Annotated in this window: 17 protein-coding genes and 1 tRNA gene; 15 read left to right on the top strand and 3 right to left on the bottom strand. The window is 56.2% G+C overall.

What is annotated here, in order from left to right:
• The first annotated feature begins 15 nt into the window (after window positions 1-15).
• From rpsO to JW885_00570, 14 genes are all read left to right on the top strand, one after another.
• On the top strand, window positions 16-285 hold the full coding sequence (gene rpsO, locus JW885_00505; protein MBN1880624.1) for a 30S ribosomal protein S15: 270 nt from the start codon (window positions 16-18) through the stop codon (window positions 283-285).
• A gap of 35 nt (window positions 286-320) precedes the next feature.
• Window positions 321-2456 (top strand): polyribonucleotide nucleotidyltransferase, encoded by a 2136-nt coding sequence (gene pnp / locus JW885_00510; GenBank protein MBN1880625.1) that lies wholly within the window; start codon window positions 321-323, stop codon window positions 2454-2456.
• Window positions 2457-2462: 6 nt separating this feature from the next.
• The gene (locus JW885_00515; GenBank protein MBN1880626.1) at window positions 2463-3710 is read left to right on the top strand and encodes an insulinase family protein; all 1248 of its coding nucleotides are present in this window, start codon (window positions 2463-2465) and stop codon (window positions 3708-3710) included.
• Window positions 3711-3779: 69 nt separating this feature from the next.
• Window positions 3780-4106, top strand: coding sequence for a peptide chain release factor-like protein (locus tag JW885_00520; protein MBN1880627.1), 327 nt, complete (start codon window positions 3780-3782; stop codon window positions 4104-4106).
• Between the two features lie 2 nt (window positions 4107-4108).
• The gene (locus JW885_00525) at window positions 4109-5458 is read left to right on the top strand and encodes a M20/M25/M40 family metallo-hydrolase (GenBank protein ID MBN1880628.1); all 1350 of its coding nucleotides are present in this window, start codon (window positions 4109-4111) and stop codon (window positions 5456-5458) included.
• 38 nt (window positions 5459-5496) lie between these two features.
• Window positions 5497-6531: an SPASM domain-containing protein gene (locus tag JW885_00530; protein MBN1880629.1), complete on the top strand. Its 1035-nt coding sequence runs from the start codon at window positions 5497-5499 to the stop codon at window positions 6529-6531.
• 149 nt (window positions 6532-6680) lie between these two features.
• Window positions 6681-7508 (top strand): NAD-dependent deacylase, encoded by an 828-nt coding sequence (locus JW885_00535; GenBank protein ID MBN1880630.1) that lies wholly within the window; start codon window positions 6681-6683, stop codon window positions 7506-7508.
• Window positions 7509-8581: 1073 nt separating this feature from the next.
• Window positions 8582-9346, top strand: a complete 765-nt coding sequence (locus JW885_00540) for a triose-phosphate isomerase (GenBank protein MBN1880631.1) — start codon at window positions 8582-8584, stop codon at window positions 9344-9346.
• A 102-nt stretch (window positions 9347-9448) separates the two neighbouring features.
• Window positions 9449-9769: a preprotein translocase subunit SecG gene (secG, locus tag JW885_00545; GenBank protein MBN1880632.1), complete on the top strand. Its 321-nt coding sequence runs from the start codon at window positions 9449-9451 to the stop codon at window positions 9767-9769.
• A gap of 73 nt (window positions 9770-9842) precedes the next feature.
• Window positions 9843-9928 (top strand) — tRNA-Leu (locus tag JW885_00550).
• A gap of 224 nt (window positions 9929-10152) precedes the next feature.
• Window positions 10153-11532 carry a DUF362 domain-containing protein gene (locus tag JW885_00555; protein ID MBN1880633.1) on the top strand — a complete coding sequence of 460 codons (1380 nt, stop codon included), beginning with the start codon at window positions 10153-10155 and terminating at the stop codon, window positions 11530-11532.
• A 40-nt stretch (window positions 11533-11572) separates the two neighbouring features.
• Window positions 11573-13129: an FGGY-family carbohydrate kinase gene (locus JW885_00560; GenBank protein MBN1880634.1), complete on the top strand. Its 1557-nt coding sequence runs from the start codon at window positions 11573-11575 to the stop codon at window positions 13127-13129.
• A gap of 35 nt (window positions 13130-13164) precedes the next feature.
• Complete coding sequence (locus JW885_00565; GenBank protein MBN1880635.1) at window positions 13165-13665, top strand: hypothetical protein; 501 nt, start codon at window positions 13165-13167, stop codon at window positions 13663-13665.
• Window positions 13666-13723: 58 nt separating this feature from the next.
• The gene (locus JW885_00570; GenBank protein ID MBN1880636.1) at window positions 13724-14893 is read left to right on the top strand and encodes a homocysteine biosynthesis protein; all 1170 of its coding nucleotides are present in this window, start codon (window positions 13724-13726) and stop codon (window positions 14891-14893) included.
• A 73-nt stretch (window positions 14894-14966) separates the two neighbouring features.
• Here JW885_00570 and JW885_00575 read toward each other — a convergent pair whose 3' ends face one another.
• Window positions 14967-15788: a thermonuclease family protein gene (locus JW885_00575; protein ID MBN1880637.1), complete on the bottom strand. Its 822-nt coding sequence runs from the start codon at window positions 15786-15788 to the stop codon at window positions 14967-14969.
• 1 nt (window position 15789) lies between these two features.
• Window positions 15790-17781 carry a penicillin-binding protein activator gene (locus tag JW885_00580; protein MBN1880638.1) on the bottom strand — a complete coding sequence of 664 codons (1992 nt, stop codon included), beginning with the start codon at window positions 17779-17781 and terminating at the stop codon, window positions 15790-15792.
• A gap of 267 nt (window positions 17782-18048) precedes the next feature.
• Between JW885_00580 and JW885_00585 the strand changes: the two genes are divergently transcribed.
• Window positions 18049-19299: an MFS transporter gene (locus JW885_00585; GenBank protein ID MBN1880639.1), complete on the top strand. Its 1251-nt coding sequence runs from the start codon at window positions 18049-18051 to the stop codon at window positions 19297-19299.
• Here the strand turns inward: JW885_00585 and JW885_00590 are convergent.
• Entirely contained in the window at window positions 19254-21902 is a 2649-nt protein-coding gene (locus JW885_00590; GenBank protein ID MBN1880640.1) for an insulinase family protein, read from the bottom strand. The genes JW885_00585 and JW885_00590 overlap by 46 nt on opposite strands.
• Window positions 21903-21982: the final 80 nt, after the last annotated feature.

Raw genomic sequence — 21982 nt, forward strand, 5'->3', positions numbered from 1 at the left:
AGAGGAGGTAAAACCATGTCGCTGGTACCTGAAGCAAAAACAGCGATTATCGAAGATCACAAAAAACACACGTCGGATACCGGTTCTCCTGAGGTTCAGATAGCCCTGATCACCGAGAGAATCAATATTCTGACCGATCATCTGAAAACCCACAAAAAAGATCATACATCCAGACGTGGTCTGCTTAAAATGGTGGGGAAGCGCAGAAGACTGCTGGATTACCTGAAACGAAAGGACATTGAAAGATACCGGGATTTAATCGGAAAACTGGGCATCAGAAAGTAGGCCCGCCGTCCGGTATCTCAATTTGAGAGAGATATATGATAACAAAAACAATTGAGTTTCACGGCCGTCCCTTTAAGCTGGAGACCGGCAAAATGGCCAAGCAGGCCAGCGGTTCGGTTCTCGTAAAATACGGCGACACAAGGGTTCTGGTTACCGTTGTTTCCGAGGATAAGCCCCGGGAGGGTGCGGATTTTCTGCCCCTGGTGGTGGAGTATCAGGAGATGACGTTTGCCGCCGGCAAGATACCCGGCGGGTTTTTTAAACGGGAGGGGCGGCCCAGCGAGCGGGAAATTCTCACCTGCCGCATCATCGACCGTCCCATCCGTCCGCTGTTTCCGGACGGATATTACTACGAGACGCAGGTCATCGCATCGGTGCTCTCCATCGATAGCGATAACGATCCGGATATCATGGCGCTGACGGGAACCTCATGCGCCCTGTGTCTTTCCGATATCCCCTTCGACGGTCCCATCGCCGCGGTTCGTATTTCACGGGTTGACGGAGAATTTATCATCAATCCCCAGGCCAACGACCTGGAAAAGAGCGAGATGGACCTGGTGGTGGCCGCAAGCAAAGACAGCATCGTCATGGTGGAGGGGCGCTTCTCGGAAGTGGAGGAGAGCGTCGTTGTCGATGCGCTGATGCTCGCCCACGAATCGATTCAGCCGCTGATCGATATGCAGCTTGAATTAATGAAGGAAGTGGGAAAAGAGAAGCGAGACTTTATTGGAAAGAAAGCGGGTGTCGACACACTTCCCGAAATTATGGACGGATACGGCGATAAAATCGCCCAAGCCCTTTCTGTTTCGAGCAAAAAGGATCGCTCGAAGGCCATAAAGGCGGTGAAACAGGAGATGCTTGAGATCGTAGGTGAAAACGACGATCAGGATCGTGAGCGTGATCTCACCGGTGCGTTTGAGCTCGCCCAGAAGAAGATCATGCGGGATCGGATTATTAAGGATAAGGTTCGTATCGATGGGAGGAAATTCGACGAGATCAGGAATATTTCATGCGAAGTCGGTTTTCTTCCCAGGGCGCACGGCAGCGCCCTGTTCACCCGGGGTGAGACCCAGGTTCTGGCGTCCAGCACTCTGGGGACCTCTCAGGATGAGCAAAAGATAGACGCCCTCAGGGGCGAGAGCTTCAAGTCGTTCATGCTTCACTACAACTTTCCCCCCTTCTCGGTTGGGGAGGTGAAAATGCTCCGGGGCCCCAGCCGCCGGGAGATCGGCCACGGCGCCCTTGCCGAGCGGGCTATTTCCGCGGTGCTCCCCGATGAAAGTGATTTTCCCTATACGATCCGTATCGTATCGGACGTGCTGGAATCCAACGGATCGTCATCGATGGCGACCGTCTGCGGCTCCAGCCTTTCCCTGATGGATGCCGGTGTCCCGATCGCCAAGCACGTGGCGGGTATCGCCATGGGGCTGGTCAAGGAGAATGACGACATCGCCATTTTATCGGATATCCTGGGAGACGAGGATCACGCCGGTGACATGGATTTCAAGGTCGCGGGTACGGTCGACGGGGTCACGGCCCTGCAGATGGACATCAAGATTTCCGGCGTCGACAGGCATGTTCTGGAGACGGCCCTGGCCCAGGCGAAAGAGGGAAGGATGTTCATTCTCGGCAAGATGAGCGAGGTCATCGAAGCGCCCAGGCCGGATATCTCCCAGTACGCGCCTCGGATTATCACCATCTACATCAACCCGGACAAGATCAGAGACGTCATCGGTCCAGGCGGGAAGGTGATTCGCCAGATCGTGGCCGATACCGGCGCCCGTATCGAGATAGACGACGACGGTCGTGTGGATATCGCCACCAACGATGAAACCGCCGCAAAACGGGCCGTCCAGATCATCGAGGACCTCACCCAGGAGGCGGAGATCGGCCGCATCTATACCGGCAAGGTGGTACGGATCATGGATTTCGGCGCGTTTGTCGAGATTCTTCCCGGCGTCGACGGGCTGGTGCATATTTCCCAGCTCGATCATCACCGGGTCAACAAGGTCACCGACGTACTCAAGGAAGGCGACGAGGTCAGGGTCAAGGTCATCGACATCGATAAGGAAGGCCGGATCAAGCTCTCCCGTAAGGAAGCCCTGGAAAACAGGGGGGGAGGGGACGACCGGGGCGGCCGAGGTGACAGACAGAAAAGACCGCCACGATAACACATCATGTTTCACAAACGATCCATCGGATCGGGAATCACCTTCCTGTCCGAACACATACCCTATGTCCATTCAGTATCCCTGGGGATATGGGTGACCTCTGGATCGGTGTTCGATGGAGACAAAACAAGGGGCATCGCCCACTTCGTCGAGCATATGATCTTCAAGGGGACTCACAAACGAGACGCCTTCGCCATCGTCAAGGAAATAGACGATGTAGGGGGCGTCTTGAATGCGTATACGTCCAAGGAATACACCCACTTTTATGTCAAGGTGCTCAAGGAAGACCTCCCTCTGGCGGTGGACATCATCACCGACATTTTCCTGAATTCCACGTTTCCCGTCGACGAAATAGATCGGGAGAAGAGAGTGGTCATTCAGGAAGTCAAGATGGTCGAGGATTCCCCCGAAGAGTACGTTCACGAGTTGGCCTTCGAGCGGATGTGGGATTCCCACCCCCTTGGATATTCCATATTGGGAGACGATCGAACCATCAACGGATTTCACCGTGATGTGCTCCTGGAGTATGTCGGCACCCATCATGTGAGGGACAACATCATGGTGGGTGCGGTGGGGAATCTCGAGGACACCGACCTGGAGTCTCTGTTGTCCACGGCCCTTCGTGATGTGGCCGAGGGATCGCACGGGAAGCTTTTGCCTCCCCGCTTTCTACCGGGATCGGTCGTCAGAGAGCGTGATATCGAGCAGGTTCACGCCGTCGTCTCGTTTCCCGCCCTCAATTTCTCCCATCCCAAGCGGTACGCCCAGTTCGTGCTGAATACGATCATCGGCGGCGGCATGAGTTCCCGACTGTTTCAGGAGATTCGGGAGAAACGGGGCATGGCGTATAACGTCTATTCCTACCTAAATACCTTTCGCGAGGCCGGAGTGATGGGCGTGTATGCCGGAACGGAGCCGGACCGAGTTTCTGAGCTTACGGCCGTGCTGGAGCGGGAGCTTTCACGCATTGCGAAAGAGGCCGTTACGGACGACGAGATCCGATCCGCCAAGGGACAGATCAAGGGGAACGTGCTCCTGGGTCTGGAAAGCATGAGCGCCCGGCTCGGGCGCATGGGGAAAAACGAGATGTATTTCGGCCGCCAGGTGAGCGCCGAGGAAATTCATAAGAAGATAGAGGCGGTCACCATAGACGACGTAAGTGAGGTGGCCCGGGAGGTGATAGATCTCGATGGTGCGTCGTCGGTGTTCCTGGGGCCGGTCACGGATTCTGACCTGGGGGCCTTCGGCGGCTGATGCCGTATGAGATAATCGTGTTTTTTTAGCGGGGAGCCGCGCTTTCGCCCCTCGGTCCAAGAAGACGGTATGCTTTCGGATAAAGACATCGATATAGAGTATTATCGGGCTTCGGGGCCGGGAGGACAGCGCCGCAACAAAAAGGACACGGCGGTCAGGGCCGTGCATCGGCCCACGGGGATCGTTGCCGTGGCGGCGGAGAGCAGGTACCGATCAAGAAACCTGAAGAACGCACTGGACCGTCTTTCCCAAAAGGTCCAGGAGCATACCCGAATCCCCACCCCCAGAAAGAGTACGAGGCCGCCGGCGTATATGGACAGGCGGCGATTGCGGGAAAAGCGGATGATGTCCGAGAAGAAGCGGATGAGAAAAAAGGCCGATACGGCGGGTGAATGAATATGGAGCGGATCAACTGGATTGATGTCGGAGACGAGGCGGCGGAGATCCTGTCCCAATATATCCAATTCGATACGACCAATCCTCCCGGGAACGAGAAGGAGGCGGTTCAATTTCTCGCGAATATACTCGATAAGGAGGGGATCGCCCACGAGATTATCACATCCGCTCCCGGACGATGCAGCATTCGGGCGAAAATCACGGGAGACGATCCTCAAGGTGTTGTTCTCCTCTCCCATGCGGATGTGGTCCCCGCCGACGGGACGCAGTGGGAGATAGCCCCGTTTGCAGGAATACGTGAGGACGGCTGGATATGGGGAAGGGGAAGCCTCGATGACAAGAGCGAGGGGGTGATCGGGCTGATGGTCATGCTGCTTTTTGCACGGCTCGGCGTCAGATTGAAGCGGGATCTCGTCTTTTTGGCTACGGCGGATGAAGAGACCGGGGGAAAATTCGGCGCGGGATTTGTGGCCGAAACACACGGCGATTCGATTCAGGCCCGGGTGCTCATAAACGAGGGCGGCGGCCCCCTCTCGGGGGTTCTGTCTGGAGGGCGGCTTCTCTACATGATCGGCGTGGGGGAAAAGGGCCCTCTGTGGCTGACACTTCGCTGTGTCGGCACGTCCGGGCACGGCTCGGTTCCGGTAAAGGACAACGCGGTGGTCAGGATGTCCCGGGCGCTTTCCCGCCTGGGAAAAAAACGACGCCCCGCACGTTTTTTCAAACAGAATATAGACACCTTCACGAGCCTCGGCAGGGCGATGGGGGGGATCGGGGGGTTGGTGCTCAGGTCCGCCCGGATTCCGTTTTTCCGTCCATTGGCCGCCCTGGCGGCTGCGTTGAAGGATAAAAACCTTGACGCAATGATCAGGGACACCATAAGCGTGACCGGCTTCACATCCGGCATCAAGGCGAACGTCATCCCCGACGAGGCGGTCGCCACCATCGACTGCCGCTTGCTGCCCGGAACGGACAAGGAGGAGTTTCTCTCGTGGCTCGGGCGGACCATCGGGGATGACGGTGTGGAAGTGAGTGAAATATTATATGCGCCCCCGTCCCTTTCGCCGTCGGATACCGATACGTATCGGGAGATCGAACGGCTGATTCAAGAGATGTATCCAAATGCCGCATGCGTCCCCATGATAAACACCGGTTTTACCGACTCCCGTTATTTCAGGTCACTGGGGATTGATTGCTACGGTCTCTCCACGGCTCCGCTGACGATTGAGGAGACGGCCCGGGTTCACGGGAAGAACGAGCGGATCAGTGAGCGGGCGCTGCTCGAGGGGATCAAATGCCTCTTTCATCTGGTCGGCGGCTTGTGCGGATCCGATACGACACAACGGGCATAACCGACCGGGAAAAACAGGAGGAGAAGGTACGCTGTACGATGAACGAAATGGCCGAAAAGAACAGACTCCTCAATGACCGTGAGCGAGAGGAAAAGAAAACAGAGCTGTCGTCGCTGCCGACGATTCTCCAGGTGGAGCTCTCCGCCGACTGCAACCTGACCTGTTCGATCTGTGCGAGAAACGAATTTCCCTACGGACCGGGCAGCCTTCCGATTTCTCTCTTCGACACGTTGACGTTTCTCTTCCCCAGCCTCGAGAAGCTGATCCTCCACGGATACGGCGAGCCCCTGGCCCACCCGGAGTTTCAAACGGTCATGGGGCGGGTTGCCGGATTCGCCTGTCACACGTCGTTTTACACAAACGGCACCCTCCTGTTCGGCGACAGGGCCCGAGCGATATTGGATGGAGACGTGGACGAGATCGCCGTGTCCATAGATACCCCCGACCCGAAGCGGTTCGAGGACATCCGTACCGGCGCATCGTTTCGGCGTGTGACGGAAAACGTCAGAAGCTTCATTGAATCCCGTAACGCGCGGGGCATGAAAACACCCCGGATCGTGATCGCCGCCGTGGCGATGAATGAGACCGTGGAGGATCTTGCGAAATTAACGGAGTTTGTGGCCGACCTGGGCGCCGACGTCATCGAGGTAAACTACCTGATGGCGTACAAGGAGGAGCTGGTGAGAAGGAGTCTCTTTTTCGACCAGGAGCGGGCGAACCGCGCCCTGGAGGAGGTGCGCCGTCGGGCGATTGAGCTGGGTCTGGAATCCCGCCTGCCCGAGCCCTTCTCTCTGGGGTCTCAGGCGCCCCAAAAACAGGAGGAATTCTTCTGCCCCCGACTCTATGATTTCTCCTATATCGGGTATGACGGGAACGTCAGGCCCTGCTGTTTTCCCCTCCTCTATCTCGGCAATATCGCCGATGAGGGGTTCCTCGATATCTGGAACAATCAGGCATACCAGAAGCTGAGGAAGTCATTTGCCGATGGATCGCCTCCTTCCTTTTGTATTGAGTGTCTCTCCGGCACGTATACCGACGTGGACAGCAGGAAGTGCCATATTTCCTGTGAGTGACAATTTATCCGTCGGGGGTGAACGAAGAGAGGCGTCTCCATCCATCTGTCCGGCGAGATTTATCTTGAGATACCCTTGCTCCTGTGATAGCGTGTACGAAGCATTATGTAAGATGATGTGTGTATCTTTTTGCATGTAAGGACTCTTATATGAAAGAGCTAATACATAGAGCCGCGCGGGACATTTTCAACGCCAGGCATGTGGTCGTGTTGACCGGCGCGGGCATCAGCACCGAATCGGGCATCCCGGATTTCAGGAGCCCCGGCGGTCTCTGGGAAAAGTATGACCCGATGGAATTTCTGTATGATCGGTTTCTGGCGGATCCGAAAAGAATCTGGGAAATGAGCCTTGAAATGAAAAAGAACGGCGACCTTGATATGGCACAGGCGAAGCCGAATCCGGCTCATCTCGCTCTGGCGGAGCTTGAGCGCATGGGACACATCAAGTGCGTGATCACCCAGAACGTGGACAACCTGCACCAGAAGGCGGGGAGCATGGATGTCATCGAGTTTCACGGAAATATGTTGTGGGCCAAGTGCATCAAGTGTGATATCCGATATCCCCTGGAGGAAGTGGAGAAAAAGCTGGATAAACATGAGCTTCCCCCACGCTGTGAAAAATGTTCCGGTATATTGAAGCCTGACGCGGTCTTCTTTGGGGAAAGCATCCCTTCCGCTTCTCTCTACAGGTCGATTTCAGAGGCGAAGATGGCGGATGTGATGATCGTGGCGGGTACCTCTGCGGTTGTGTATCCCGCCGCCGAGCTTCCGTTTGTTGCAAAGCGCGGCGGTGGTTTCTTCTCAACGTCGGTTACGGAGCCGTCACCGAATGTCGGTGCGATAATCATCGAGGTAAACGATGAACCCACGCAATTGACCGGACGGGTTTCGGATTATCTTCTACAGGGAAAGGTAGGGACGGTGCTCCCCGCTATTGTGGAAGCGATAGTGGAGCTGAAAGGGAGCATGGCGCACTGAACTTTCAGGAATATCGTATGTTTTTTTGTGCGGGACGTCCCCAGTGATGCCCGCATGTTTATTTGATCAGTTGTATTGTGTTTTTATTGACACGCGAATGTGTCATGGGTGACATGAAGTGAAGGTTCATACTGACGCACGACATGTTTTTACCCCATAACATGTTGTTATTATTGATTATTTTAACCACTCCGAGATTCGTTGTTGGCACATCAATTGCATTATTACCTTTCGAATAGATAAGGCAATATGCGCACAAAAGTCATTTCAAATGGCGGTTGCGCTCCCTATACTTGTTCTTGGAAAGAATTATATATGACCGCGAAGACACAAAAAGTTTCAGGGAACGGCAAAAATACGTCGAACGGTTGCAGCACGCGTATGAGCAAAAACGGGAATGGGTACAAGGGAATGGAATTGATGGCCAAAACACTTTTTCGGGACCTGAAAAGCTCCGGATACGACCTCGGCCAGATTCTCGATTTTTCAGGAAAGCTCATCGAGTTCGTTCATGATGAGATAGCCTCGCCGGAAAATTAAGTTTCAAATACAGTTGTGTATTCGTAGGGTTTTAACATATCGTTTTTAACCCGTGCCATATGTTCAAGCCTTCACATATCTTCACCTCCGCCCGATTTTCTATAATCGGGCTTTTTGTATGCCGAAAATTGTCTTCAAAATAGTCTTGCCATCACGGCACAAATTGGTATACACTACTTATTTGCGGGTGAGTGCGTCCATTCATATACGGCTGTGTGGGAAATATGTGTGGACGGGACTTGTACACACCATGGAATGAAAAGCCGAGGGAATGAGGGAGTAAGGAGGGCGGGGTCGTGAGGGAGGATCACCGCTTCAGGTGAGTTCGGATGTGTCCCCCTCAGGGTAAAGTGGGGGAGGAGGTGTGCGTCACGCTTGAGGAGTCGCTTCCGGTCGCACGACGGATCCTCCACGGCCGTGTTCCGAATACGGAGAAATCTCATCCGAGTGCCGTGTGTGGTGTGTGCCGTGTTTATATTCGGGAGATACGGTACGACGACCGACAGGATCGCGCAGGAAAGAAAGGAATAGCCATGACACGAAAAAAACTGATCGCGGGAAACTGGAAAATGAACCTTACGCTGTCGGAAGCCATGGACCTCGCAGAAGAGCTTGTAAGGCGTATCGGGTCTGTGACTGATGTGGACACGGCTATCGCCCCCAATTTCACGGTATTGTATCCAATTTCCGAGATCATCTCGAAGTCGAACATAAAGCTGAGCGGACAGAACCTGCACGAGGAACAGAAAGGCGCCTTTACCGGGGAGACGTCGGCGAAGATGCTGACGGCGGTGGGGGCACAGATGGTGATAATCGGGCATTCCGAGAGAAGGAAGATCTACGGCGAGGGGGATGTGCTGATTAACAGGAAGATCACCGCCGCCCTGGCGGAGGGCCTCGTACCCATTGTCTGCGTGGGAGAGGATCTTTCCCAGCGTGAAGCGGGGCGGGCGGAAGATATCGTGAAGGCGCAGGTGGAGGGGGCGTTCAGCGGCATGGACGCGAAGACGATTTCCCGAACCGTACTGGCATACGAGCCGGTGTGGGCCATCGGCACCGGAAAGACGGCGACGCCCGACCAGGCCCAGGATATGCATCGGTGTATCCGTGAGCTGCTTTTGAATAGTTATGATAAAAATGTTGCAAACAATATGAGAATATTGTATGGTGGTAGTGTTACCCCGGATAACGCCCATGGGCTGATGACACAGCCGGATATCGACGGCGCACTGGTGGGAGGCGCGAGCCTCAAGGCGGATTCCTTTGAGGGAATCGTGAAATACCAGGCGGGGGCGTGAGGGGGGTGTGAAATGGGGGGAGATGGGTGAGAGAGAGGGGAGGCAGGGGTGTGTTGATTGTGTTCGGGGTATGAGAGGATAGAGAAACAGGAGAATGTCTCGATGACGATAATCGCAACAATATTGCATGTGCTGGTATGTATTGCGCTGATTATGATCGTGCTGCTGCAGACCGGCAAGGGATCAGATATGGGCGCGGCGTTCGGCGGCTCCAGCCAGACACTGTTCGGAAGCACCGGCCCGGTTACGTTCTTGAACAAGCTGACCACAGTGGCGGCGATTCTGTTTATGCTCACAAGCCTCGGTCTCGCTTACTTTACATCGAGTATGGGTTCGTCGTCCCTCATGCGCGATCTGGGCGATAGACCCGGCGTGGAGGAAGAGCTGCCGGATGTCCCGGATATACCGTTTGGAGACGAATAAAAATCACGTTTTCGTGATGCGAATTGGCTTGACACTGAGGAGCGTAATCGGTTACAGTACGCAAAATTTTCGTGCCGAAGTGGTGGAACTGGTAGACACGCCATCTTGAGGGGGTGGTGGGCGACGCCTGTGCGGGTTCGAATCCCGCCTTCGGCACCAATATTCAATAATACAGGTCGGCGGTATGCCGGCCTTTTTTCATGATAGACCGGGAAGGGTCGTGGGCATCTAATGATTCCGATGCAGTAAAAACCCCCGTTTCATCTCATTATGTTTCCTGATTGTGGAAACGGATTCACTGTGATATATTCTTTATCAAAATTTTCAACGAATCACCGCCCATCACTTGGAGTGGTGGGTGCGTCGGCAACAGAGGAGGCACCATGAGCACGCAGACCGCCGTATCCATTGTTCGGGGTGAAATCCCCCTTACCGAAAAGGATGTTCACACACTGGTTACTGAAGCCCTGGACCTGATCGGGGGCATCGGCGCGTTTGTGAAAAAGGGCGATACGGTGGCGATCAAGCCAAATCTCTTCGCCCCCTACCCGCCCCCCGTATCCGTCGACCGCCGGGTGATCGGCGCTGTGACAAAGCTGTGCCGAAAGGCGGGGGCAAAAAGGGTGGTGGTCATCGAGGGGGTGAGTGTGGGAAGCCTTATCAAGCGGGTGAATATCGATAAAAAGGACGCACAGCGGGGAATCAATCGGGGGATGACGACGCTGGAGGTGATGCGTCTCTTGGGCGTCACCCGCTCCGTGGAGGCCGCCGGGGGGGAGGTGATGGGAGTAGAGGACGCACCGACCGGGCGACTCCCGGTACCCGACGGCAAGGTGCTTCATTTTATTGATTATCCCGAGATCATCAAAAATGCGGATGTGTTTATCGATCTGCCAGCCCTGAAAACCCACACCATGACCATGGTGACCCTCGGCGTGAAAAACCTCCAGGGCATTCTCACGGAGGGGGATCGATACCTGGGTCATCGGGACGATCTTGATCAACACCTGGTCGATATCCTCAAGGTCAGAAAACCGGACCTGACTCTGGTTGACGGATTGATCGGCATGGAGGGTATGGGGGCGGGGGAGAGCGGAACCCCCGTCGAGATGGGATTGATCCTGGCGGGAGAGGACGTGGTGGCGGTGGATACGGTCGCAAGCCGGCTCATGGGCATTCAGAACCCGGGCGTGGTCGGGACCACCCGGATCGCCGCACATGACGGCATCGGAACGATGGATCTCAGGGCCATCGAGGTGAGGGGATGTTCCATCGACGAGGTCTCGCGATCGTTTCTGTTGCCCTACAATTTTACCCAGCCGATTGAATCGTTCGTCACCGGCGTCTATCCGAATGTGGATGTCTTCATCGGCGGGGCGTGCCCGTCGTGCTGGCTCATGTCCGCGATGGTGCTCCGAAACCTGGCGCGGATAGAGGAGGGGGCGGCCCTGATCGTGGGCGTCGATCCCAAGATTCCTCCGGACAAAGAATGGGATTTCAAGAATACGTTTCTTCTGGGGGACTGCGCCATCGGTTCTTCCGGCCCCGTCCGGGAAATCAGGAACCGAATCACCCTGGAGGGGCATGATACGTTCCTCTACGGCTGTCTCCCCTATCAACAGGCCATGATCAAGCTCGAGGATCTCCTCGTTGAACGGGGAGTGATAACGAAGGAAGAGCTGATCCAGAAGGCCGAGATGAACCGTACCCGCTTTTTCGACTATTACCGGGAAAAAGACCCGGCCTGGGAACCGGAGATATAACGAGACATATTCCACTTTTTTATATAAAGGACGTCGTATCATGGATAAAGAATTCATCATCGCCGTCGACAGCGGCACGCAGAGCATTCGGGCGATCGTGTATGATCACTCGGGGAAGGAAATCGCCAAATCCCAGCTCGATTTGGACCCCTATTTTTCCGTCAATCCCGGATGGGCGGAGCAGAGTCCCGACGACTACTGGACGAAATTCTGTCGTGTGGTCAAAGAAGTAATGACGCATAAGGACGTGGATCCGAAAAAGGTCTGCGGTCTGGGCATCACGACCCAGCGGGGATGCATCATCCCGATGGATAAGGACGGAACGCCGCTCCGTAACTGCATCATTTGGCTGGATCAGCGTTTTACCGAGGATCCCCCGCCGGTGGATTGGAAGATAAAGGCGCTGTTTACGGTTATCGGAAAGGCGGAGCTGATCAGGCTCATACAGAAGAATTCAAAGTTCACCTGGATCTATACCTACGAGCCGGACGTCTATAAGAAGACCCATATCTTCGGACAGATCACCACCTTTTTCGTCAAGAAACTCACCGATTCGTTTCATGATTGCGCGTCCATGTATGTCGGATACTGGCCGCTGGAATCGAAGAAATTCGACTGGTACGGCATCGACGGCATCCTGGACGTTTTTTGCATCGGTCGTGATCAGCTGCCGACCCTCTTCAAGCCGAACGAGGTCGTGGGGCATGTAACGAAAAAGGCCGCGAGTGAGACCGGTCTCCCCGAGGGGCTGCCGGTCGTCATCGGTGCCGGGGACAAGCAGTCCGAATCCTTGGGCGCCGGGGCCATCACCCCGGATATTGGGACCATATCCTACGGCACCGCGACCACCATGGAGGTGATGACGAAGAAATTCATTGAAAGCAAGAAGCTGAATTACTTTACCTGGTGTTCCGCCCTGCCGGACGCCTGGTGCCTGGAATGCTTCATCTATCGAGGTTTCTGGATGGCCAAATGGTTCATCCAGCAGCTCGGCCACCGGGAAGCGATCGAGGCCGAAAAGCAGGGGGTCTCGCCAGAGGCGCTCCTGGACAGTGTGATTCGGGACATCCCGCCGGGCTCCATGGGCCTGATGCTGCAGCCCTATTGGACGCCGCACCCGTCCCAGAAGTTTTCAAAGGGATCCATCATCGGCTTCGGCAGCGTCCACACCCGGGCGCACATCTATCGGTCCATCCTGGAAGGCATCGCCTACGAGCTGCGCCGCTTGGGAGAGTTGGTGCAGAAGGATACAAAGGTCCCCCTGAAAGAGCTTCGGGTGGGGGGCGGCGGTTCCCGCAGCGACATGGCCGTGCAGATCGCCGCGGATGTCTTCAACCTCCCCGCAAAAAGGATGAAGATTTTCGAGAATTGCGCCATGGGCGCCGCCATAGACGCGGCGGTGGCGACCGGTATGTTCAATGGATTCGACGAGGCGGTGGCGTCCATGGTACATACCGGCGAGGAGTTCGAGCCGATCCAAGAGAATCACAAAATATACAATGAGCTGTTCAACGATGTGTATATGAAGACCTACGGCGCCCTGGCGCCCCTCTATCGGAGAATCGGGGATATTACCGGGTACCGCGAGGGGGATTGAGCCGTCCGGAATCGCCCGGTAAAAAGGGGAGCTACATGAAAAAACAATCGGTTAAGATGTTCAAGATCTTTCTGGCGGCTTTATTGGCGGGGGCGGTGGCGATCTTTTCGTACACGGTCCTGGCCGTGGATGCGTCCGTCGATTGTCTTGAAAAGCCGAAATTTGAGGATGAGCCCCAGATGGGATATTACATCTGGCGGGACAAGGATGACGTCTGGCATGTCGTCACGGTGACGAAAGAAATCATGACGCTGTTTACAGGCGATATTACGGTTACCAGGGGGACGATCGAGGAATTGAACCTGCCCGATGAAAAAAAGATGGGCTATAACGACGTTGTCCTCAATGATAACCGGGTGATTGAGTTTTCATACCTGACCGATGAGGAGCAGCTTGAGTTTGAGTTTGAGGTCGCCGGGGACGCCCCGTGCCTCAACTTCGATCTGAAGATCAATAAAAAAAGGGTGCGTCAAAACATCTTTCTTGGGGAGAAAAAGGTCAACCCAAGAAAACTTCCGTTCGCCCGATGTTATTGATCCCGGGCGATGACAGGGGATATTCGGTACGCTCCCATCACAGATAACGAGAAGAAATATGGCATCACACCAAGTTGTAAAAAGTATCGCTGAAATCAATGAGAGAATCAAAAAGGGACAGGCGGTAGTGGTGACCGCCGAGGAGATGGTCGATATCGTCAGGAAGGAGGGGGAAGTCGGCGCCGCGAAACGGGTGGACGTGGTCACCACCGGCACATTCGGCCCCATGTGCTCTTCCGGGGCGTTTCTCAATTTCGGACATTCGAAGCCGAGAATCAGGGCGTCGAACCTGGTGCTGAACAATGTACCGGCGTATTCCGGGATCGCCGCCGTGGACGGTTATATCGGCGCCACGGAGCCGACCAGGGACGATCCGTTGAACAAGGTCTTTCCGGGGCGCTTTACCTACGGAGGGGGCCATGTCATATCAGACCTGATCGCCGGGAAGACCATTGTTCTCGAGGCCGAATCCTACGGAACCGACTGCTACCCGAATCGAAAAATCACCAAGAAGGTACGGCTCAAGGATTTTCCCTTCGCAGTAATGTTCAATCCGCGAAACGCCTATCAGAACTACAACGTGGCGGTGAACAAGGGAGATAAAACCCTCTATACCTACATGGGCGTACTGCGTCCGAAGCTGGGGAACGCGAACTACAGCAGTGCGGGTGCCCTCTCCCCGCTGCTGAACGACCCCTATTTCAAGACCATCGGCCTGGGTACCCGGATATTCCTTGGCGGCGGGGTGGGGTATGTCGTCTGGCACGGCACCCAGCACAATCCGAAGGTGGCTCGGGGGGAAAAGGGCGTGCCCACCGTCCCGTCCGGGACACTGTCGGTCCTGGGGGAGATGAAGGGGATGTCATCCCGCTTTATGGCGGGCATCAGCATGATCGGGTATGGATGTTCCATGATGGTCGGCCTGGGCGTCCCGATCCCGATTCTCAACGAGGAGATGGCCCATCACACGTCCATCTCCGACGAGGAGATCACCGCCCCCGTCGTCGATTACAGCATCGACTTCCCCCAGGCCACGGGCGAAGTAATGGGTACGGTGGATTACGCCTCCCTCAACAGCGGAACCATTACTTTTTCGGGGCACACGATCCAGACGGCGCCCCTCTCCAGCCGGATGCGGGCCCGGGAGATCGCGGAGACGCTGAAGAAGTGGATCGAAGCGGGATCATTTACCCTGACCGAGCCTCAGGCGTCCCTGCCGTCGAAATAGGCGGACATACCGCATCACACAGACATATGATGACACAAAGAACGGCCCCGGTTACATCGGGGCCGTTTTCGTTTCAGGGACGGATGTATATCTGGCAGGGGGATGTGATGCGGATGGAGGGGCCGTTTTTGTCCGTGACGGTGCCGGTGACCTCGACTCGCCTGCCCCGGTAATGCCGCGCGGGATCCTCGATGCCTTCTCTATAAAAGGCGTCGAGGTCGGATGTTTGGATGAAGACCGTGAAGTCGGTTGTGTAATCAACCCCGAAGTTCAGAAATACTCCGATGTCGGTCGTCTCCGACGCGATCACCGTACCCATGATTGTTTTTGACAGGCCAATATATTCATCGGCCTCAACCTGGGGGATCATCCAAGCGTCGGTGTTCGCCCACATTCCCTTTTCTTCCGTCCGGGCCTGTTTCATGGCGGCGTAGAACAGGTCCTGGTAGAGAAGGTTGGGAGGATAGGGAAGGGCAAGGGCGGCCCCCTCCCGGATCAATACTTCGTTGACGAATGTATCGTCGACGAAGACGTATGCCAGGGTCCTTCCGTACACATCGGTCGTCTCGATATCGGTGACGACGGTGACTCTTTTTCCGAGCACCAGGTCGCTGTTGAGGCGTTTGGATTGTTCCCCGTAATACTCGGCGGGGCGGTAGCCGCCGGTCTCCGGGGCGTCCAGGCCGATGTAACGGATTTTCCGGCCGTCGGAGAGTTCGATTGTGTCGCCGTCGAACACCTCAATAACGACGGTATCCGCACCGGAAAGGCCGCCGATTCTGGAGAGTCCATAGGAAAGCGCCAGTATCAGGACAAGGGCGTAAAGCAGCCGGGAGGGCCTGGTCTTTGTGTGCCGGACGCCGAGACCCTCCGATGCGCGACGGGAAGAATGCATGTTAGTATCTGCGGGAATCGGGAACTTCCACGATGACGAACTCGGTGGCGGCGTCTTCGTTCAGCTCGGAGGCTATGGCGACGCCCTCTTCCGGCTCCTCAGAAATGGTCATGGTGCGCTCGGCTTCCGATTCCATCACGGTGAGGATCAGCGGATCCTTGGTGGAGTCGCCGTTTCGCTCGATGGTCGTATATCCGGTTACTCCCTCATATCCCCTGATAGAGAGGAGCGCCTCTCTCATGTCGTCACGGCCGTCGACGCCCTGTGACCTGATGAGATACTGGACCATCTTGACGGTATCATACCCGTATGCCTCCAGGACGCCCGGCTTGAAGCCGAAGATCGAGGTAAAATCCTCGACGAAGCTTTTGATGGCGGGATCGTCGCTGTCGGGGGTGAAGGCGTCGGCGAAGTAGGAGCCGATCATGAAATCTCCGGCGATGTCCAGAATCGCGGGATCATTCCAGCCGTCGGTTCCCAATAATGTAACCGTTTTCAGGTTGTAGTAGTAGACGTAGGGGATGATGGTTCCCACGGTGTTGTAGTAGTCGGGTATGAACAGGGCGTCGAAGGTTGTGGCGCTCTTCGTGCTTCCGGTGAGGTCAAGGAGGTCCTTGATGACCGAGCGAAAGTCCGCGGTTTCTCCGGTGTAGGAATACTCTCCCACGATGCTGCAGCCGTAATATCCCACGTACCGGCTGAACAGCTCCTTCATTTCCTGTCCGTATGCGTCATCCGGGTAGAGTATCGCGAAACGGCACAGGCCCTTTCCCTGCACTACATATCTGACCAGGCCCGATATTTCGTCCGGATTGGTCAGAAAGTTTCTGAACACGTAATCTCCCAGGTCGGTGATGCTCTGTTCCTTCGTCAGGGTGATGATGGGGATGCCCTGCAACTGTGCCTCTCGTGCGGCGGCCAGGGCCGTGTCCTTAAGCATGGGGCCGATGATGAGCACCACATCTTCGTCTCGCGCGAGTTCCTTGACGGCGTACGAGGCGGTGTCCTCGTCTCCGGCGGAGTCCTTGAAGATCAGCCTGATTTTCGGGCCGTCGGTATAGCCGAGGGCGCCGGAGGCCAGCTCCAGGCCGTTTCTGACCTTCCGGCCGAAGACCGAGGCCCGGCCCGAGAGGGGCAGGATAACGCCCACGGATATCTCGGAAGAATACGGCATGCCCTGGGTTTCCTTGAGCATCCCCTGGGCCTCGTAGTAGTATTCATGGTCCGGCTGGGTGCGGACGATTTTCAGCAACTCTGTGCGAGCGTCGTCCAGGTCTCCCCGGGCGATGTACCGCTGGGCAAGGATATAGGCTGCGTATCCCCCCGCGGGGGTGTCGTCGTATTCGTCGGCGATGTCTTCCAGCTCATCCTCATCCAGGTAATTTTCAAGGAGCAGCTTGATGTTTTCCTGGGCCTCCTCCTTGACCGACACCTCGTAGGTGGATCGGGCCGCCTCGTTGAACCAGAAAACGGCGTGGTAATATTCCCCGAGCATCATGTAGCTTTTTGCCAGGGTATTGTATGTTGCGGTGGTGGCGGCGCCGGTGCCGGGCTCGTCCACCAGCGAGGTGAGCATATTGATGGCGTCGGAGTATCGTCCCTGGGAGTAGTATATTTGTCCCAGCTTGTAGCGGGCGTCGGTATAGCTGTCTGAATAGACGAAGTCCTGTATGATTCTAAGATACATCGACTGGGCCGAGGAAAGCTCTCCCCGGGCGCGGTAGATGTCTCCGGCCTTGTTCAGGGCGTTGTCGGTCAGTGTGTTGGGGGAATAGTCGTTGATATAATCGAGATATCCCTCCAGGGCCTCTGTGTATCGACCGGATCGGAAGGCGTTGTCCGCCTGGGTATATGCGTTGGCCATTTCCTGGTCGGGGGAGGGCATCCGCGAGGTGCCGATGGTGGTATAGGTGACGCATGACGACAGCATAACGGCACACGTGAGCAAAACAACGTATCCGAACCTGTGGAAGATGGTATTCCGGTTCCACATGGGGTATCTCCTTATGAGTGATAATCTCTTATATTACCATACAAAGAAATGTTTTTTCAAGGGTAATCTCCGTTACCGTGTATGACCCCATGGAGTCGGGAGATGTTCCAGCAATTTTAAATCTGCTCAGAATATACCGTGTTCTCCGGATGTTCGATAAATGAGATTTTGTAGTCACGAAATACTGTTGTCGTGATATGATGTTCCGAAACGGATCGGGGGGGAAACGGAAAGGCGCCCGGCCCGCAAAAATAGCAGGACAATGGCATGACTCTTCGTAAAAAAACGCTTGAAGATACCGGGACTCTCGGCGGTCGAAATGTCTTTTATCTCGGGGTTGTCAGCTTTTTCAACGATTTCGCCTCGGAGATGATATATCCCCTCCTGCCCGTTTTCCTCACCGTTGTATTGGGGGTGGGGGGAACGGTGCTGGGTGCAATAGAAGGTGTCGCGGAGAGCACTTCCGCGATTCTCAAGTATTTCTCGGGTCGAATGTCCGACACCCTGGGCAAGCGAAAGCCGATATTCGTCTTCGGGTATACCCTCTCCAACATCGTCAGGCCGTTGATGGGAATCGCCGGCACCTGGTGGCACGTCATGCTTCTTCGGTTTTCCGACCGGGTCGGCAAGGGCGTCAGGACCGCGCCCAGGGACGCCCTGCTCGCCGATTCGGTGTCGTCGGAACGACGGGGGACGGCGTTCGGATTCCAACGGGCGCTGGATCATGCCGGGGCGGTGGCGGGACCCCTGGCGGCGGTTCTCATTCTTCCGCATATCGGGAATGATCTTCGCACCCTCTTTCTTCTCTCGGCGATTCCTGGGGTCGTCGTATTGTTGATTGTCGGGTTCCTCGTCAGGGAGGTCCCGGTTGAAAAAAAGGCGGAGGATCTTCCTCCGGTCCGGGGATTTTCCTCCCTTGATGAGACGGTAAAGCGATACCTTGCGGCGGTGCTGCTGTTTTCTCTTGGGAACGCGTCGGATGCGTTTCTTCTCCTCAAGGCGACGGACGCGGGCATAAAAATGATCCACATCCCGGTCATCTGGATCGTCCTGCACGTGGTGAAAAGCACGACATCGATCCCGGGGGGCATGCTGGCCGATCGGAAGGGGAAAAAGCAGACTATCTTGGCCGGATGGCTGGTGTACGCGGTGATTTATGCGTTATTCGCCGCTACTGAGAGCGCTGTGGGTGTGTGGGTGCTCTTCGGCGTGTATGGCATCTATTACGGTCTGACTGAGGGGACAGAGCGGGCGTTCATGGCGGAGCTGGTCTCCGAGGAAAGCCGGGGGACGGCCTTCGGCTTTTTCCACCTGACGGTGGGCCTGGCCGCCTTCCCGGCGAGTCTTATCTTTGGATTCATGTGGGATTTTTTGGGATCCCGATCGGCGTTTCTTCTCGGTGCGATGTTTGCGCTGGCGGCGTCGATTCTGATGTTTTCCGTCAAAGGACAGAATCCCCAGGGTCAAAATCCTCAGGGGCCGACGGTCACCTCCACGAGGCTCTTGAAATCGAGATAGCGCTCACCCACGTTCCGAATGTCGTCTATGCTCACCGCCATGATCTTGTCGCCGTATTGCAGGTCGAAATCATACCCGAATCCGTACAGCTCGTTGAGGGCCATGGAGGTGGCCATGTCGATATTCGCCTGGAGGCCCAGGTCGTGCTGGCCCACCAGGAAGACCTGCGCCCGGAGAAGCTCCTCTTCCGTCACCGGCTCGTTTTTGATCCGTGAAAGCTCTTCCATCATGCCGTCCGCGGCTGTTTTCTCGTTCTTCGGAGCGGTGGCGATATAGACCGCGAAAAATCCCGGATCCACCCCGCCCTGGCTGAAGGCGTGCACCGAATACGCCAGCCCCTGTTCCTCCCGGAGGGCGACGAACAGCCGCCCGCCGTGTCCCGATAAAATCATGGAGAGGACCTCCAGCGGATAGGAGTCCTCGCTCGTGAAGGGCGCCGTCAGGAATCCGATCAACAGGTGGGTCTGCTCCTTGTCGTCCATGTGCTTGGACACCCGGACGGGAGATCTCGGCGGCGAGGGCTCCGTTCTTTCGATGACCGGTTTTTCGGATGCGGGCATATCGCCGATGGCGTCCATCACGTCAGAGAGGATTTTCTCCGGGTCCACGTCTCCGGAGACGGCGATGACCATGTTCGAGGGAACGACGAAGTGCTCGTAATAGGCAATAAGATCCTCCCGGCTGATATCACGGATGTTTTCCAGCTCCCCCTCAATGGTAAAGCCGTAGGAGTGACCATTATAGAGGGCCTCCCGGAAGGTCGTGGCCACAACAGAGAAGGGATCCTCGTCCTTCACCTTTTTCCCCGCGATCACCTTTTCCCGTATCTTTTCCAACTCGTCGGTATCGAAGGAGGGGGAAAGCAGCATCTCGAAGAAGAGATCGAATCCCTCCTCGTCATACATGGAGAGAAACTCCCCCTTCAGGCCGAAGGTGTTTCGCCCGGAAAAACCGTAAAAGCTCCCGGCGATGTCGTCCGCCCGCTCGGTCAAGGCCCGGGCCGTGTCGTCTTCCGTTCCCTTGTCCCACATCAGGGCCAGCATGTTGCTGACGCCGTTGGTCTCTTTTGTTTCCGACAGTCCCCCGCCGTTGAAGGCGGCGATGACCGCCACCACCTCAAGGTCGTGATCCTCCCGAATGACCAGCACCGCACCGTTGGGAAGTACTACCCGGTATCCCAGGGGGCCCTCCTCGAGGATCGGCTCCTCGACGGCGACGACGGGCGCCTCTCCCCCCTCAAACGCGGCGTCGACGGCCCCGGTCACGGCGTCGATCATCTCCGGCACCGACTCATCCGGGGGAAGCATGAACGTTATGGTCAGGTTGTCCCGGGTGAAGTAGCGGTCCGCCACGGATGTGATGTCTCTATCCGTCAACCGTGTTACCTCGCCCAGGTATTTTTTTTCAAAGCTCACGTCCCCCAGGGCCGACTCGAAAAACCCCAAAGACTCGGCGATCCCCTCCACCGTTTCCTTGCCGTAGATGAAATCGGCGAAAAAGGCGGTCTTCGCGGCCTCAAGCTCCGTATCGGTCACGGGATGTATGACCAGGCCCCGCATCTCCCGGATGATCAGCTCCACCGCCTCGGGGATGTGAGCGGATTCCAGAGACGCGGTGACCATGAACAGCCCCGCCTCGTTGGGGGTGTATGAGTAGGTATCCACCCCGTACGCCAGGCGCTCCTCGTCCACCAGCCGTCGATAGAGTCGGGAGCCGGTGCCGTCCCCCACAATATGGGACGACACGTCCAGGGCGTAGAGATCGTCGTCGGTGATGGGGGGGATGTTGAATCCCATAATCAGTCGGGCGATCTCCACCCGTTCGTTCAGGCCGTCCACCACGAGGCCTGAGTTCATGGGATTGTCGTATTGCTGTTTATCCGGTGCGCCGTCCCGATCGGTCGCGCCGAAATATGTCTTGATCAGCTCTTTCGCCTCTTTCGTGTCGAAATCTCCGGCCAGCACCACCACCATGTTCTCGGGTACATAGTGGGTTCGGTAGAACCGATACAGCTCGTCCCGGGTGATGGAGGAGACGATTTCGCTGGTTCCGAGGATCGGGCGGGAGTAGGGATGATCGACAAAGGCGTCTGCGAAGTGCGTCCAGAGGTGAGTTCTCCCCGGGTCGTCGTTGATCATGCAGATCTCCTCCAGGACCACCAGCCGCTCTCGATCCACCTCGTCTTCAGGGAACGTGGCGAAGAGGGCGTGATCGGCAACGACCGCGATCATCGTTTCGAGAAACCTGCTGGAGACCGTCGCATCGATCACGGTGCAATCAAGCGACGTGTGGGCGTTCATGAAACCGCCGCACGCCTCGATGACGGCGGCCCCCTCTCCGGGGCCCAGGGTGTCGGACCCCTTGAACAGGAGGTGCTCGGTGAAGTGAGCGATGCCCGATTGTTCCGGGTCCTCGTCAAAGCTTCCCACCCCCACCCAGACGTTCATGGCCACGGCAAACGACGACGGGTCCGGGGCGAGGATGACGGTCAGTCCGTTGGGGAGTGTGTATTTTTCCACATCAGTCGCCGCCGCCGGGGAGGCGGCCAGCACGATGAGAAACAGCGATAGAATTATCGGTAGATATCGCACATATCGATTCATAGTGTATCTCCTTTCATTTCGTATCTTCTATCATACCGCTTTCTTCCGAAAAGTAAACCGGTTCCCGTCGGTATAGGCCT

The sequence above is a fragment of the Candidatus Zymogenaceae bacterium genome (assembly GCA_016931225.1).
Lineage (GTDB): Bacteria > Desulfobacterota > Zymogenia > Zymogenales > Zymogenaceae > JAFGFE01.